This window comes from Nocardioides sp. (assembly GCF_050246775.1).
In the GTDB taxonomy this organism is placed as follows: Bacteria; Actinomycetota; Actinomycetes; order Propionibacteriales; family Nocardioidaceae; genus Nocardioides.
The window spans coordinates 691,134-705,014 of the sequence record NZ_JBFWVK010000002.1; the positions used below are offsets into that span (position 1 = coordinate 691,134).

Genomic DNA, 13,881 nt, shown 5'->3' on the forward strand with positions numbered 1-13,881 from the left:
CTCAGCGGTTCGGGGGCAAACGTCTCCCGTACCCACGCTGAGGTGGCGCAAACCGCGCGACCACATTGAATGGCCATTCAAATGGTGGCAGAGTGCCTCTATGTCGCTCGACTTCACAGCCATCAACCCCACGGCTGCCCAGGCCGTGGCCGCGTCGCCGTCCCCGTCCGGGGACCTGCCCAGCCGGGCCCAGTACGTCGTCGTCGGAGGCGGGGTGATCGGCACGTCGATCGCCTACCACCTGGCTCTCCTCGGAGCCAGCGACGTGGTGCTCCTGGAGCGCAAGCAGCTCACCTCGGGCACCACGTGGCATGCCGCGGGCGAGGTGGTGTCGGGGGGCACCACCGAGGACGCCCTGTGGATGGCGCGCTACTCCGCCGAGCTCTATGCCCGCCTGGAGCAGGAGACGGGCCTGTCCACCGGGTTCCGCCAGTGCGGCTACCTGCAGCTGGCCACGACCGAGCGCGCCGACGAGGGCCTGCGCCGCGAGACGGCGTACATGCGCTCGGTGGGCATGTCGAAGGAGGTCCTCTCGCCACGCGAGGTGGCCGACCTCGTGCCCCTGATCCGGACCCAGGACCTGGTCAGCGGCTTCTGGACGCCCGACGAGGGCCGGGCCAACCCGGTCGACGTGACGATGTCCCTGGCCAAGGGTGCCCGGCAGCGCGGTGTGCGGATCTTCGAGCACGCCGAGGTCACCGACTTCCTCCTCGAGCGCGGCCGGGTCGTCGGTGTGCGCACCGAGCGCGGCGACATCGAGTGCGAGAAGGTCGTGATCGCTGCCGGCCTGTGGGGCCGCGAGGTCGCGGCCAAGGCCGGCGTGACCGTGCCGCTCCAGGCGGCCGAGCACTACTACCTGCTCACCGAGCCCATCGACGGCGTCACGCCGGAGTCGGTGCCGGTCATCGAGGAGACGGAGTCCTACGGCTACTACCGCGAGGAGGGTGGCGGGCTCCTGGTCGGCATGTTCGAGCCGGTCGGGAAGGCCTGGGCGCTGGACGGCACCCCGCGCGACAGTGCGTTCGCCGTACTCCCTCCGGACTGGGATCGACTCGCGCCCTTCCTGGAGGTCGCCATGCGGCGCTTCCCGGCACTCGAGGACGTCGGCATCCGGACGCTCTTCTGCGGCCCCGAGAGCTTCACCGACGACCTCGCACCGATGCTGGGCGAGTCACCCGAGGTCGACGGCCTCTACCTCGCCTGCGGGCTCAACTCGGTCGGCATCCTCTCCGGCGGCGGCCTGGGCCACATGATGGCGCAGTGGCTGATCGAGGACCACCCGCCGCTGGACGTCACCGGTTTCGGGGTCGACCGGGCCCACGAGTTCCAGGCGACGCGGCTGTTCCGCAAGGAGCGCACCGTGGAGCGCCTCGGGTTCCTCCTCAACGATGGCGCCTGGCCGAACGCCCAACCCCAGCGGGGTCGCGACGTACGCCGCTCGCCGTACCACGCCCACCACGTCGCCGACGGCGCCCACTTCGTGGCCACCAGTGGCTGGGAGTACCCCGACTACTTCGCCGGCCCCGGGCGCACCCCGAGCGTCGAGTGGGGCTTCGCGCGAGGTGAGGCGTTCGAACGCACCAAGGAGGAGCACCTGCACGCGCGCGAGCACATCGCGATCTTCGACCTCTCCCTGATGTCGCACCACCTCGTGCAGGGTCCGCACGCGATGGCCGTGCTCAACCGGGTCTGCGCCAACGAGGTCGACACCGCCGTCGGCAGGGTGGTCTACACCCAGTGGCTCGACTCCCGGGGCGGGATCATCGCCGACGTCACCGTCACCCGGCTGGCCCAGGACGCCTACGTCGTGGTCAGTGGCGACACCATCCACCGCCGGGTGCCGGCCTGGATCCGCCGCCAGACCCGCGAGCGTGAGTTCCTCACCGTCACCGACGTCACCAGCGGACATGCGCTGCTGTCGGTCCAGGGCCCGCGCTCGCGTGAGCTGCTGCAGTCGCTGAGCCCGAACGACTGGTCGGACACGGCGTTCCCCTACCTGACAGCGCAGAAGGTCGAGCTCGGCTACACCCCGCTGTGGGCGTTGCGGGTGACCTACGTCGGCGAGCTGGGCTGGGACCTCCTGGTGCCGACCGAGTTCGGGGCCACCCTCTACGACCAGCTGCGTGAGGCCGGCGCCGACTTCGGCTTCCGCCCGACGGGCGTCGGTGCCCTGGAGACGATGCGGCTGGAGAAGGCGTTTCGCGACATGGGCCACGACATCGACTCCACCGACACCCCGCTGGAGGCCGGTCTGGGCTTCGCGGTCGCGTGGGACAAGTCCGGCGGTTTCGTCGGACGCGATGCGCTGCTGAAGCAGCGGGAGTCCGGTCCGCTGAACCGGCGCCTGGTCAACGTGCTGCTCACCTCACCCGACCACGACCTGTTCGGCGACGAGCCCGTCTACTGGGACGGGCTGCCGGTCGGCCACGTCCGCAGCGGCGGTTTCGGCCATTCCCTGGGGGCCGCGTGCGGGATCGCGGGGATCTCGCGGGACGACGGGTTCACCGGCGCCGACCTGGCTGCCGGGTCGTTCGAGATCGACATCGCCGGGACCCGGGTGCCGGCCGAGGTCTCACTCAAGCCGTTCTTCGACCCGCAGCGGGCACGCGTGCTGAGCTGACCGACCTGGGTGTCCTCGGGGGCTAGCCTGAGGCGATGGTCGTGACCTGGGCCCAAGCGCTTTCCTGGCGGTTGCGCCGCCACCTGCTCGACCCGGTCGGCACCGGGTCGGTCGCCGAGGTGGTGCGACAGCTGGGGCCGATGCCTGCCTGGCCGGAGGCAGCGGCGGAGCAGGCGATCGGGGTACGCCGCTCGGAGGGGCGCGCCGGCGACACGGCCCGGGCCCTGGCGGCTGGTGACCTGGTCAAGGTCTACGCCTTCCGCGGCGCCACCCACCTCATCACTCCGCGGGAGGCCGGCGCCTACCTGGCGGTCCGGGCCTCGAGCCGGATGTGGGAGCTCGCGAGCTGGGAGAGCTACTACCGGCTCACCGCGGCCGACTGGCCGCGGTTCCGCGCATACGTGCGGGCAGCCCTCGCCGACGGGCCGTTGACGCGGTCGGGCCTCGCGAGCGCCCTGGGGCGCAGCAGCCGCTACCGGCACCTGCGCAGCATCGTCGCCGAAGGCAACGACACCCTGCTGAAGCCGCTGACCTGGCAGGGCGACATGGGGCTGGGGGTGAGCAGTGACGGCGAGGCCACGTTCCTTGCTCTCGACAGCGTCGCGGGCTGGGCCGGCATCCCCGACCTCGACGAGGCCGGACCGGCTGTGGTCGCGGCATACTTCCGGACACACGGACCGACCACGCCGGACCGGGTGCACGACTGGTTCGGCAAGGGGCTCGGGGCCCGGCGCAAGGACGTGGCCCGCTGGCTGACCCGGCTCGAGGATCGCCTGGCACCGGTCAGCGCGGCGGGCGAGCCCCTGATGGTGCTGGAGGAGGACCTGGACGAGCTGAGGAGTACGGCGGCCTCCACCTCGGTCCGACTTCTCCCGGGCCGCGATCCCTGGGTCATGGCGCCCGGCACGACTGACACCCACATCGTGCCTCCTGCGCACCGCGAGGTCGTCAGCCGCTCGGCCAATCCGGTGCTCGCTCACGGTGTCGTGGCCGGGACGTGGCGGGTGCGCGGCGAGCAGGTGGAGGTCACCTGGTTCAGCGACTCCGGGCGGGTGCCACGCACCGCTCTGGACCGGGAGGCGACGACCCTGGGACGGTTCCTGGATCGTCCGCTCGACCTGACGGTCGAGGTAGGCTGAGCGATCCGGTCGGGCATCGGGCCGTGGGTCACGTCGTGAGCGTCGGGGGTGCCTCCATCGTCGGGGCGTGCGGCAGCCCCTCGAGGGCCTGATCCAGGTCCGCGAGGATCCCCCGCGTGACGTCCTCATCGAGCTCATGGCCGACCTTGGCCCGGCCGATGTCGATGATCGCCACCTGGATCAGTCCGCGCTGGATGAGCGGGTGCCGCGAGGCCGCGATGAGTCTGAGGGCGTCGGCGTACAGCTTGCGGGCTCGTTCCTGACGTCCCAGGCACAAGGTGACCAGGGCAAGGTCGAAGGCGTCGCTGCCGGGCTTGTCCTCCAGGCTGGCCGCCTCGAGGAACAATCGGGCCGACTGCTTCAGGTCGTCCAGGCGATAGGCGCACCAGCCGGCGGTCGAGAGCGAGCGATTGCCCTTCGACCCACTGTGCCTGCTCAAGGCCAGCGCCTCCCGGAACCCGGCTTCCGCCCGAGGGTCTCCGAGCAGGTGACGGATCTCGGCCACCGCCCCGACCACCCAGGGGTCTGGCAGGCCCTCGGGGACCAGCGTGAGTGCCCGTTCCATCGCCTGCAGCGCGAGGTCGAGATCAGGCGGTGTCTGCTGCCTGGCGTTCCAGCCGATCTGCGCCCAAGCATCGACCGAGGACGGGTCCAGCTCGCTGGCCCCGACTGCGAACGCCTGGGCCTGGGCGTAGTCACCGACGTCGCTGAGCAGGATGCTGAGCTGGTTGCGGGTCCAGACGTCGTACGGCGCCGCGAGCAATGCCTCGTCGATGACCGCGAGGGCACGGTCCTGCTGCTCGTCGGCGACGAGCGCCCACCCCAGGTCACCTTTGCTGCTCGCATCGCCGAAGGTCTCCACGAGCTGTGCCAGGTGGGCGATGCCATCGGCACGACGCCCTGCGTCCACGAGGGCGATCGCCAGGCTGCGTCGGACGACCGGGTCGTCGCCGAGCTCGACCATGGCCCGCTCGCCCTCGTGCACTGCCTCCTCCAGCCTGCCCAGGAGGCGGAGCGTATCGATGTAGGCACCCACCACCTCGGGTTCAGGTGCGCTCTGGAGGAGGCGCTCGTAGGTCGCCAACGCCTCTTCGTAGCGCTGAGTCTGGGTGAAGAGCGCGGCCTGCTCGATCTCGACGCGCGAGTCGTCGGGCAGCAGCCGCCGCGCCTCGTCGACGTGTCGCTGGGCCTCCCCGGCATCTGAGGCGACCCGGGCGAGCAGGATGTAGGCGAAGCCGTAGTCGGGGTCCACGGTGATGGCATGGTGGAGGTCGCGCCGTGCCTCGTCGATCCGACCGAGCACCTGGAGGGCGGTGGCCCGGACTGCGAGCGCGAAGGGCCATTCGGGCACCAGGTCCAGGGCGCGGTCGGCGAAGTGCAGTGCGCGTTCGGCGTCGCCGTTCTGGCGCAGAGCGTCTGCCAGCTCGATCAGGATCGATTCGTTCTCGGGATCCAGCCGCGCAGCTTCCTCGAGGTCCGCGATGCCCCGCTTCAACTTGCCCCGGTCCAGGTGGAGGCGCGCGCGCAGCTGCAGGGCGTCAGCGGTGGCGATCCCGCCAGCCTCGATGATCTCGTCGAGCAGTTCACGCGCCTCGGCCGGACGGGAGTCGAGCAGGGCGCAGGCCAGGTAATAGCGACCCGACACCTGGCCACTGAGTCCCACGGCCCGGCGCAGCAGGGCCTCCGCGGTCTCGGCGTCGTCGTCGACCAGGGCCGCCCTGCCGAGGACCACCAGAGCGTCGAAGGTGTCGGGGTCGTAGCCCAGTGCTGTCCGGGCCGAGTCCGCTGCGTGGGACCAGTCCCCGGTCGAGGCAAGGACCCGTGCTTCGACGGCGTAGACGTCAGCCGAGTCCGGGGCCTCCTCCTTGGCGTGTTCGATCATCGCCAGCGCATCAGCGGACCGACCGGCGTCGAAGAGCCCGCGAATGAGTGCGAGCGTGGCTTCCAGGCTGTGATCGGGCAGGTCCACGGCTCGCTGCAGCATGCTGATGCCCGCGGCGGGATCGGCGTCGAGGAGCAGCTGTCCCAGCGCGACCAGGACGGGCTCGTTGTCGCCGAACCTCCCCAGAGCGGACTCGGCCACCGCGATGCCCGAGCTGGTCTGGCCGGTCTGCTGCAACAGCCACACCAATCTCGCATACGCGAAGGGGGAGGCCTGGGGGTCGGCACAGATCTGGCGGTACAGCTCGGCGGCGACCTCGGGTGAGCCTGCCTGCAGGGCCAGGTCGGCGTGCAGGACCAGGAAGTCGAAGTTCGTCGGGTCGAGGACTCGCGCCGACTGGATCACTTCAAGGGCTCGGGGTACGTCGTCGACAGCCTGTGCGGCGAGAGCCAGCCGGTAGCGGGCCGAGGCGTCGTGGGAGTCGACGGCGATGGCACGCTGTGCCAGCTCCGCGACCTGGTCCCAGTCACCGGTCCGCAGCGCGATCTCGCCGCCCAGGTCCAGCAGTGCGGTGTCCTCGGGGGCCGACTCCACAGCTGTTGCGATGTAGGCGGCCGCGTCCCTGGCCCGGTCGAGCGCCAGCAGGGCCGAAGCCAGTCCGCCCAGCAGCCAGGACTTGTTCGGCTGGTCCTGGAGGGCCCGTTGATAGGACGCCAGCGCTGACTCGAGCCGGTTGTCGAGCCGTTCGGCTTCGGCGCGCACGCCCGTGAGTTCGGCGCCGGGGGTCAGGGATTCGAGGACGTCCAGCACCTCGAGCGCCTCCGCGTGACGACCCAGCGACATCAGCGCGTAGACCGACGAGGCGAGTGTCGCGGCCGCTTCGCCATCCTCGCGCTGAGCCTGGATGGTGCCGAGCGCCCGCAGCGCGTCGGGATCGGCCGGGGTCGTCAGGAGGGCCTCCTTCAGAAGCTCCTCGGCGACCTCCGTCTTGCCGCCCCCCATCAGCAGGACGGCATGGTGTCGCGCCGCCTCCGGGGTGGCGCCGCCCTCTGCCCGTGACCGGCGCAGGTGATCCAGTGCCTCCAGCTCGAAGTGGAGCGCCGCGAGCGCGATCCCGAAGTCGGAGTGGTCCCGGGGATTCAGCTTCGTGTCGTCGACCGCCCGGAACTGTTCGACCGACTCCCGAAAGGCCTCCTCTGCCTCCGCGGCATCGCCGAACCGCTCGCGCCCCTGACCCAGCACGCTGTTCGAGATGGCGAACGCCAGGGCGAGGCCTTCGGTCGGCTCGTCGTGCGGCATCACCGGCCGGAGCCCACTCACCAGGTTGCTCAGGGTGTCGAACGCGGCTGAGAACTGTCCGCTGCGGAACTCGGAGCGGGCGATCTCCACGCGGGTGCGGGCATAGCTCTCAACCACGTGGACGCTTGTCGCGGACAGGGCTTCGATGGCCCCGTCCGCCGAGAAGCCGAGCCCGGCCCAGGCGCTGGTCATGACCGCGGGGTCCCGTAGCCGGAGGTTGCGGACCTGGCCGAGTTCCGTACGCCGGGCCCTTGCCCGGTGGCCGCCATCACCTTGCGTGCCCCGTCGTCGATCACGCGGCAGGACTCCGGGTGGTTGACCCGGGCCCACCACATCGCCACCAGCACATCTCGCGGGTGATTGCTCGTCGCGGGCGCATCGCCGGTGACGAAGCGCTCGGCGTCGGCTACCTGATCGGGCAGTGTCTCCATGTCGTACGCGGCCTGGGGGTAGTCGTAGGCAACCTCCTCACGGAACTTGCGGGTCACGTCGCGGACCTCGTCCGACACCTCGATCTGGGGAGCCCCGATGGCGGTGCGGGCGGCCTGCCAGGCGGCGCGCAGTCTGCCGACGAACGCCTCGATCGCCCGTCGTTGGGGTTCGGTGGCCAACTCAGGAAGGAGGTCGAGGAGCAGCTCGGCGCGGACCGGGTCGGCCGGCGCACCACCGGTCGACGTACCGTCCGGGTCGAGCTCCAGGAAGATGGTCGCGGCGACGTAGCTCGGGCCCAGGACGTAGGTCGCGAAGGCGTCGGCGCAGACGACATGGTGCCGGGCTGCCAGGTCACTCCAGCTGTCCTGGCTGGTCCGGATGAGGTAGAGGCCGGCGTCCTTGCCGATCAGCGGCAACGCCCACAGGTTCCATCCGAGGTAGCCGAGCTGGATGTGCTCGGAACGGGTGAGCAGATTCGGTGTCGGCAGCTGCGGAAGCTGGTCGTGGTCCACGTGGCCGAGGAGGACCTTGAGCAGTGCCTGCCGGTCGTCGGCCAGGTCGTCGGCGATCCGGAGCCCGCGGACCGCGATCGAGCTGAGCAGCTCCAGGTAGGCATTGAACAGCGTCTCACCTCGCCCGTGCAGCTGCTCCTCATACTTCGCCCACGGCCGCTGGGCCTCGCCGATGGCATTCAGGGAGGCGCGGTAGAGGGCCTGCGCCTTGCCGAGTCGAGTGTCGTTGAGCGCTGCGATCGTCCACTCCTGGATGCCCAGGAACTCGCGGAAAGCGTCACTGCGCAGGTTGCGGAGGCTGACGTCGATGTCGGGCTGCAGGCTGGTCAGCAGCTCGAGGGCCTGCTCGGTCGGGTCGTCGGGATCCGCGGATCCCCCGTTGATCTCGATGGCGTTGCGCAGTCTGCGCACAGCCGCCTCGATGCCCATGCCGGCGTCGTTGCGGAGCTTGTTGAGATCCCCGTCGGGCTTCAGGAACCGCTGGACCGCCGCGAGCCGGTCCTTCTGTGCCTTCCGTTCGTCGCGGATGTTCTGCACCTCGTCCAACACCTGGTTGAGGAGATCGAGCCTCGCCTCGAGAATCGGATCGAGCGCCTGGGAGCGGGGCCGGTTCTGGTCATTCATGCTGCACCTCCGAGTCGAGTGCCGCGTCGAGCAGTTCCTCGGCGCGCTGTTCGTAGGGAATGTCGGCGGGCCGCCCACCGAACCAGTCGCCCAGCCTCACGGTCCACGCGGCGTTGAGGACGTCGGCGGCCGAGAAGTGCGTGCTCGGCGGGTCCTGCTCGGAGCGGATGCTGGCCACCAGCCGTTGGACGACCGGAGTCCAGGCATACGCGAAGCTGCTCAGGTCCTGTGAGAGCACGGCCCACCATCCGGCCACCTGGGAGGTCACCTCCGCCCGCTGCGTGTCGGACAGCCGGGCATCCTCCTCGGCTTGGAGCTGCATCTGAGCCCACGCCTTGGCGGCCCAGTAGAGCTGGGCGTCGAAGGGATGCAGATCGGAGGAGCCGGTCATGCGTTTCAGCAAGGTGTGGACGGCGTGCACGCGACCCGCGTCGCTGGGGTGGCTGGCCAGGTCGCCCACCGCGGCCGGCGCGGTCGGATCGCACCTGTGGAACACCAGCGTGCACAGATAGGACGGGCCGAGGGCGTAGCCGGCGAAGAGGTCGCAGAACAGCTCGGTGGCCCGACCTCGGGCGGCACCGTCCCAGCCCGCCAGGGCACTGTCGACCGGAGTGCCCACGGAGTCGTTCTCCGCGTCGTAGCTGGCGATCCCGGTGACCACGAGATGTCCGAACTCATGCGCCAGCACGGGAAGGTCCCAGAGCCCGTGGTCCGGGACCCGGCGTCGAATCACGTCGGTGGACCGGTGTACGGCGTGCGCATCGCCGGGAACGCTCATCCGCGCGACCCTGACGTCGCCGTTCCCGGCCAGCCAGCGCACGAACCGGTCCGCCGTCTCGCAGGCACCATGGTCCAGTCCGGCGTCGCGAGCAAGGGCTCCCATCGCCAACGACATGCCCTCACGGGTGACATTGCTCGTGGACTCCTCCAGGAGGGCCAGCTTCACGAAGTCCTCTCGGCCGGGGCGGTGCTTGGCGAAACGCGCTCGCTGGTTCGCCACCATGCTCTTCAGCCGACCGCCGGTGATCCGGTCGACCAGCTCGGCCGATGGTCCGTGCAGGGCCAGGTCCTCGATCGCGTCGATCCTGCGCATCTCGAGTTCCAGCCGAGCGCGCACCACGACCGACAGGTCCAGCGGCTCGTTCATGGCCCGATCCTGTTCAGGATCACCTGGACCCCGTCGATGCGCTCCCAGCCCGCTCCGGCGTCGAGGCAGTCCCTGCCGATCCACAATGCGGCCGCGACACCTGCGGCGAAGCCGGCCGCTGCCGCGCCGTACAGCCAGGTGGCCGCGGCGACGAAGCTGGCCGCGAGCGGACCCAGCAGGGTGCTCAGGAGCTTGAGGATGCGTTTGATCGCGCCGATGGATCTGTCGTGCTGGCCGGACAGGGCCTCGATCGCCGCCGTACCCTCGCGCAGGCTGGTCGCTGCTGCCGCCTCGGCCAGTACGTCGGCCGCGTGCTGACGCACCTCCTCGACCCCGAGCAACCGGCCGGCGAGCCCATCAGCGCCCGATTCGTCCCACCACTGCTTCGCCAGCTCCCGCACCTTGTCGCGCACCGGCTGGGGAACAAGCCGCAGGAGCGCGTTGACGGCCCGCCGGAGGGCTCGCAACCCCAACGCGAACAGGGCACCCACCTTGGGGACCTCGCCCACGAGCGTGCCTGCCGCGGTGAGCCAGGGCTGCACCACGGACCCGGGGATCGCGGTCAACCCGGTGATGGCCGCGGTGGCAACCGACGACGTACGGCTGGTGAGGTCGGCAAGGAAGGAGTCCAGGCTGCCGCGGAACAGGACGAGCGGGTCGGCGTGCTCGCTCGGCTCGGCCGAGAACCGCGCCGTCACCTCGGTCGTGGACCGGCGCCGGCGCCGCTCTGTCTCGAGCTGGTCCAGGGCTTCAGGAAGGGATGCCGCAGGGGCCTGGAGGGTCCCGTCGTCGACGGCCGCGCCGGCAGCCAGCAGGGTCTGGCCGATCTGCAGCTCGCTGAGGATCTGTTCGAGCTCCTCGTCCGGATCGACCTGTGCGGCCGCGCCCTGCTCGCCCCGGAAACCGGCGACCGTGCCGAAGGCACTCTCCCGGGCCTCGGTGACGCGCAGCAGGTCGCGGGCGGCGAGCTGGATCTCGAACGGGTCGCCGGAGTCCAGGGCGAACTCGAGGGCGCGCCCGGCATCCAGGACCTGGCCTTCGGCTCTCGCATAGTCGGGCTGGATCATGCGTCTCGCCCCCTTCGTGCCATGGTTGCGGAGCGGCTGACCCCCGCGCAAGAGGCCAGACCCCGACTGCGAAGAGGCCGGTCGCACGTGCGTGATACCGGCAGCCGATCTTGCACTCGGCTCGCCGGGAGCGCCCAGGGCGTGCCTACTGCGAGAGGAGGTCAGCGAACGTGCTCGCGCCCAGTGCCGGCAGGAGCTCAGCGCTCGCGTCCGGGCAGCCCTCGGCAGCCAGGACGTCCATGTCGGCACCGTCGATGTCGGTGAGCAGTCCCTTGTCGGTGTAGAAGGCGAAGACGGCGCTGCCGAACGTCGCGGCGGCGTACTCGGCCGGCTGCAGGTCGACGACCTTCGGGGTCTCTTCGGCAAGGAAGCCACAGAACTCGTCCGCGGTCAGGGCCGCCCCCTGGTCGGCCTCGCCATCGAGGTCGGCGTCGCCCGACACCGCGTCGGTGAGCTCGGTCGGCACGACCGAGGCTGCCTCATCGGTGGGCGTGGAATCGTCCGAGCCGCCGCAACCCCCCAGCCCGACGACGACCAGCATGATCATGGCCACTGCGGTCCATCTCGATCCCATGTGAGTGCCCCTCGCTCGCTTCAGATGTCTCCATCCCGGAGGGTCGGCGAACCCGGAAGATACTGCGATCTGCCAACGACTCCGCGCTCAGAACGACTACGATCCTGCGGATGAGCAGGATCTTCACCACCAGCTTCGCCTCGGTCTATCCCCACTACGTCGCCAAGGTGGAGAGGAAGGACCGCACGAGGGCCGAGCTGGACCAGGTGATCGAGTGGCTGACAGGTTTCGACGAGTCGGCCTTGGGTGCACACCTGGCTGCCGGGACCTCGTTCGAGGACTTCTTCGCCGATGCCGACCTCAACCCCAACGCACCGCTGATCACGGGCGTGGTGTGCGGGATCCGGGTCGAGAACATCGAGGACCCGTTGATGCAGAAGATCCGCTACCTGGACAAGCTGGTGGACGAGCTCGCCAAGGGCAAGGCCATGGTCAAGATCCTGAGGGCGTGAGCCAGGCTCAGGACACCGATGTCTCGTCGATCGCCCGCGAACCCACCGGGGTCCGGCTGAGGATCAGCACGGCCCGGTCGTCCTCGCCGCTCTCCACCTGACCGACGATCCGATTCGCCGCGCCGCCGAAACCCTGGCCGACGGCCTCGAGCGCGACCCGCTGCAACCAGGCGATGCCGGCGTCGATGCTGCTGCCTCGAGCCTCCACGACACCGTCGGTGTAGAACATGAGGGCCTCACCCGGGTGCAACCGCCCCTCGCTGACGTGCAGTTCCGGCGAGTTGAGCACGCCGAGGGCGGTGCCGCAGGCGTTGTCGATGGTCCACTCCTGGGAGGCCAGGTCCCAGCGCAGTGCCGGCGGGTGCCCACCACTGGTGATCTGGTAGCGGCCCTCCTCGAGATCGACGAGCAGGTGGACGGCGGTCGCGAACGCCTCGTCGTCGCCTTGCCGGATGAGGAAGTCGTTGGCCGCACGCAGCAGGTCCTGGGGCGGCAGCGCGCCGATCAGCCCGCCGAGGGCGCCGGAGAACTGGAGCGCGGCCGGTCCTGCTCCGGTGCCCTTGCCGCAGACGTCGACGAGAATGAGCTCGAACCGGGTGCGGTCCTCGCTGAGGTCGGCCACCAGGAAGTCCCCGGCGTAGGTGACACCGTGGGAGGCGATCATCGCCGACTGCGACTCCCACCCTTCGGGCAGCGGCGGGATCTTGCCCTGCGCCTGCAGTCGGTCCCGCAGGTCCACCAGGAACGCCTCGCTCAGCATGGCCGGCAGCCCGCTGCGCTGGCGGCTGGCCACCAGGAGGACGAGCAGGACGGCTACCACGAAGGCCACCATCGCGATGACCCGCGAGGCGGTGATCGGCCCGTTGAGGGCAACGGCGAGGACGCCGGCCAAGGCGTTGACGGCCCCGACCACCACCAGCCACCGGAAGCGGAGCAGAAGCATGGCGATCAGCAACCAGACGAAGTACGCCGCCAGCGGCATCCACTCCGGGGCCGCGACGGAGACGACGAACGAGGCACTGATGACGACCATCAGGGCTCGTGCGACCTGCTGCTGACTCTTCCGGGTCCCGGTCCGCCACAGGGCGACGCGGGCTTGCAGGTAGCCAGTCGTCGGGTTACCCATCACTCAAGACTAACCGGACATATGCCCCAACCGTTGTGAAACCGACCTGCCCAGGGGCTCAGGGACGCAGCCTGCGGAGCTGCACCAGAGCCGCGCGATGGCTGCGGGGCGTGCGTGTCCGGGCAGGTCGGCCGAGTGTCAGCCGAAGAGCGTGCGGTAGTGCACGGACTGCGCGGGGTAGTAGTCGTCCCAGACGACCGTAGCGACGTCGACCCCGCTCTCTGCGGCGACCAGGCGGTCGAGGTAGTAGTCCCAGCCAGGGCCGACTCCGGCAGCCAGCTCGGCGTTGGGCACCGACTGACTGAAGGTCAGTGTGGTCGTGCCCCCGCGCTCGACCAGGTCCAGCTCGAAGTGCCAGATGTTGTCGTCGTGCTCGGGGGTCGAGGTGACCACGATCCGGTGCGGCGGTTCGCAGGCGTTGATGGTGAAGGTCTCCGACGAGACGTTGTCGCCCTCGGCGTTCATGTGGAACAGCACCGAGCCTGTGGCCGGGTCCCCGGTCCAGGTGCCGATCCAGCGCTCGAGCCGGTCGGACTCGGTGATCGCCGCCCACACCGACTCGATCGGAGCCCGGAAGTCGCGGGTGAACACGACGCTGTCGTGTCCACCGCGGGTGGCGCGGGTCCCGGTCGGCTTGATGGTCATGCGGTCTCCTCGGTCGGTCGGCTGGCAGGGGCGCCGCGGTGGTCGCGAACAGTACGGCGGACCTCGAGCTCGAGGCCGTCGAGCGCGGCCTCGTCGAAGCGCACGCGTGGGCGAAGCTCGTCGAGCAGTGCCTGCACCGGCGACAGACCGGCCGCGGCGAGGGCGTAGTGGCGTTCCCTGCCCCGGTCCTCGACGGTGGTCAGGCCACACTCGGTGAGCAGACGCAGGTGTTTGCTGATCGCCGGGCGACTGATCGGGTGCGAGGAAGCGAGGTCCACCACCCGAGCAGGGCCGCCGACCAGCGAGCGCAGGAGGTCGCGGCGGACCGGGTCAGCGATCGCCTCGAACGGATCCATTCCTTA

General features: G+C 70.2%; 11 protein-coding genes. 3 read left to right on the forward strand and 8 right to left on the reverse strand.

Annotated features, from left to right (window positions below; all coding sequences use genetic code 11):
* The first annotated feature begins 100 nt into the window (after nucleotides 1–100).
* Entirely contained in the window at nucleotides 101–2,620 is a 2,520-nt protein-coding gene (locus AB7I40_RS13270) for an FAD-dependent oxidoreductase (protein WP_428344879.1), read from the forward strand.
* A gap of 35 nt (nucleotides 2,621–2,655) precedes the next feature.
* Nucleotides 2,656–3,759, forward strand: coding sequence for a DNA glycosylase AlkZ-like family protein (locus tag AB7I40_RS13275; RefSeq protein WP_428344880.1), 1,104 nt, complete (start codon nucleotides 2,656–2,658; stop codon nucleotides 3,757–3,759).
* A 28-nt stretch (nucleotides 3,760–3,787) separates the two neighbouring features.
* On the opposite strand, the gene AB7I40_RS13280 is transcribed toward AB7I40_RS13275, so the two are convergent.
* The 5 genes from AB7I40_RS13280 to AB7I40_RS13300 form a co-directional block, all read right to left on the reverse strand.
* Complete coding sequence (locus AB7I40_RS13280; RefSeq protein WP_428344881.1) at nucleotides 3,788–7,132, reverse strand: tetratricopeptide repeat protein; 3,345 nt, start codon at nucleotides 7,130–7,132, stop codon at nucleotides 3,788–3,790.
* A complete protein-coding gene (locus AB7I40_RS13285) occupies nucleotides 7,129–8,508 on the reverse strand; it encodes a hypothetical protein (RefSeq protein WP_428344882.1) in 1,380 nt (459 codons plus the stop codon). Before AB7I40_RS13285 ends, AB7I40_RS13280 begins: the two co-directional genes overlap by 4 nt.
* Complete coding sequence (locus tag AB7I40_RS13290; RefSeq protein ID WP_428344883.1) at nucleotides 8,501–9,655, reverse strand: hypothetical protein; 1,155 nt, start codon at nucleotides 9,653–9,655, stop codon at nucleotides 8,501–8,503. Before AB7I40_RS13290 ends, AB7I40_RS13285 begins: the two co-directional genes overlap by 8 nt.
* Nucleotides 9,652–10,722 (reverse strand): hypothetical protein, encoded by a 1,071-nt coding sequence (locus tag AB7I40_RS13295; RefSeq protein ID WP_428344884.1) that lies wholly within the window; start codon nucleotides 10,720–10,722, stop codon nucleotides 9,652–9,654. Before AB7I40_RS13295 ends, AB7I40_RS13290 begins: the two co-directional genes overlap by 4 nt.
* Before the next feature lie 145 nt (nucleotides 10,723–10,867).
* Nucleotides 10,868–11,296, reverse strand: coding sequence for a hypothetical protein (locus tag AB7I40_RS13300; protein ID WP_428344885.1), 429 nt, complete (start codon nucleotides 11,294–11,296; stop codon nucleotides 10,868–10,870).
* A gap of 110 nt (nucleotides 11,297–11,406) precedes the next feature.
* Between AB7I40_RS13300 and AB7I40_RS13305 the strand changes: the two genes are divergently transcribed.
* On the forward strand, nucleotides 11,407–11,748 hold the full coding sequence (locus AB7I40_RS13305) for a DUF2200 domain-containing protein (RefSeq protein ID WP_428344886.1): 342 nt from the start codon (nucleotides 11,407–11,409) through the stop codon (nucleotides 11,746–11,748).
* Between the two features lie 7 nt (nucleotides 11,749–11,755).
* Here AB7I40_RS13305 and AB7I40_RS13310 read toward each other — a convergent pair whose 3' ends face one another.
* From AB7I40_RS13310 to AB7I40_RS13320, 3 genes are all read right to left on the reverse strand, one after another.
* Nucleotides 11,756–12,874, reverse strand: a complete 1,119-nt coding sequence (locus AB7I40_RS13310; RefSeq protein WP_428344887.1) for a PP2C family protein-serine/threonine phosphatase — start codon at nucleotides 12,872–12,874, stop codon at nucleotides 11,756–11,758.
* A gap of 138 nt (nucleotides 12,875–13,012) precedes the next feature.
* A complete protein-coding gene (locus tag AB7I40_RS13315; RefSeq protein ID WP_428344888.1) occupies nucleotides 13,013–13,519 on the reverse strand; it encodes an SRPBCC family protein in 507 nt (168 codons plus the stop codon).
* Entirely contained in the window at nucleotides 13,516–13,875 is a 360-nt protein-coding gene (locus tag AB7I40_RS13320) for an ArsR/SmtB family transcription factor (RefSeq protein WP_428344889.1), read from the reverse strand. Before AB7I40_RS13320 ends, AB7I40_RS13315 begins: the two co-directional genes overlap by 4 nt.
* Between the last annotated feature and the right edge of the window lie 6 nt (nucleotides 13,876–13,881).

Bases quoted from the DNA above. Each gene is read 5' to 3' on its own strand.
- AB7I40_RS13270 (WP_428344879.1), top strand. From the start codon at position 101: ATGTCGCTCGACTTCACAGCCATCAACCCCACGGCTGCCCAGGCCGTG.
- AB7I40_RS13275 (WP_428344880.1), top strand. From the start codon at position 2,656: ATGGTCGTGACCTGGGCCCAAGCGCTTTCCTGGCGGTTGCGCCGCCAC.
- AB7I40_RS13280 (WP_428344881.1), bottom strand. From the start codon at position 7,132: ATGACCAGCGCCTGGGCCGGGCTCGGCTTCTCGGCGGACGGGGCCATC.
- AB7I40_RS13285 (WP_428344882.1), bottom strand. From the start codon at position 8,508: ATGAATGACCAGAACCGGCCCCGCTCCCAGGCGCTCGATCCGATTCTC.
- AB7I40_RS13290 (WP_428344883.1), bottom strand. From the start codon at position 9,655: ATGAACGAGCCGCTGGACCTGTCGGTCGTGGTGCGCGCTCGGCTGGAA.
- AB7I40_RS13295 (WP_428344884.1), bottom strand. From the start codon at position 10,722: ATGATCCAGCCCGACTATGCGAGAGCCGAAGGCCAGGTCCTGGATGCC.
- AB7I40_RS13300 (WP_428344885.1), bottom strand. From the start codon at position 11,296: ATGGGATCGAGATGGACCGCAGTGGCCATGATCATGCTGGTCGTCGTC.
- AB7I40_RS13305 (WP_428344886.1), top strand. From the start codon at position 11,407: ATGAGCAGGATCTTCACCACCAGCTTCGCCTCGGTCTATCCCCACTAC.
- AB7I40_RS13310 (WP_428344887.1), bottom strand. From the start codon at position 12,874: ATGGGTAACCCGACGACTGGCTACCTGCAAGCCCGCGTCGCCCTGTGG.
- AB7I40_RS13315 (WP_428344888.1), bottom strand. From the start codon at position 13,519: ATGACCATCAAGCCGACCGGGACCCGCGCCACCCGCGGTGGACACGAC.
- AB7I40_RS13320 (WP_428344889.1), bottom strand. From the start codon at position 13,875: ATGGATCCGTTCGAGGCGATCGCTGACCCGGTCCGCCGCGACCTCCTG.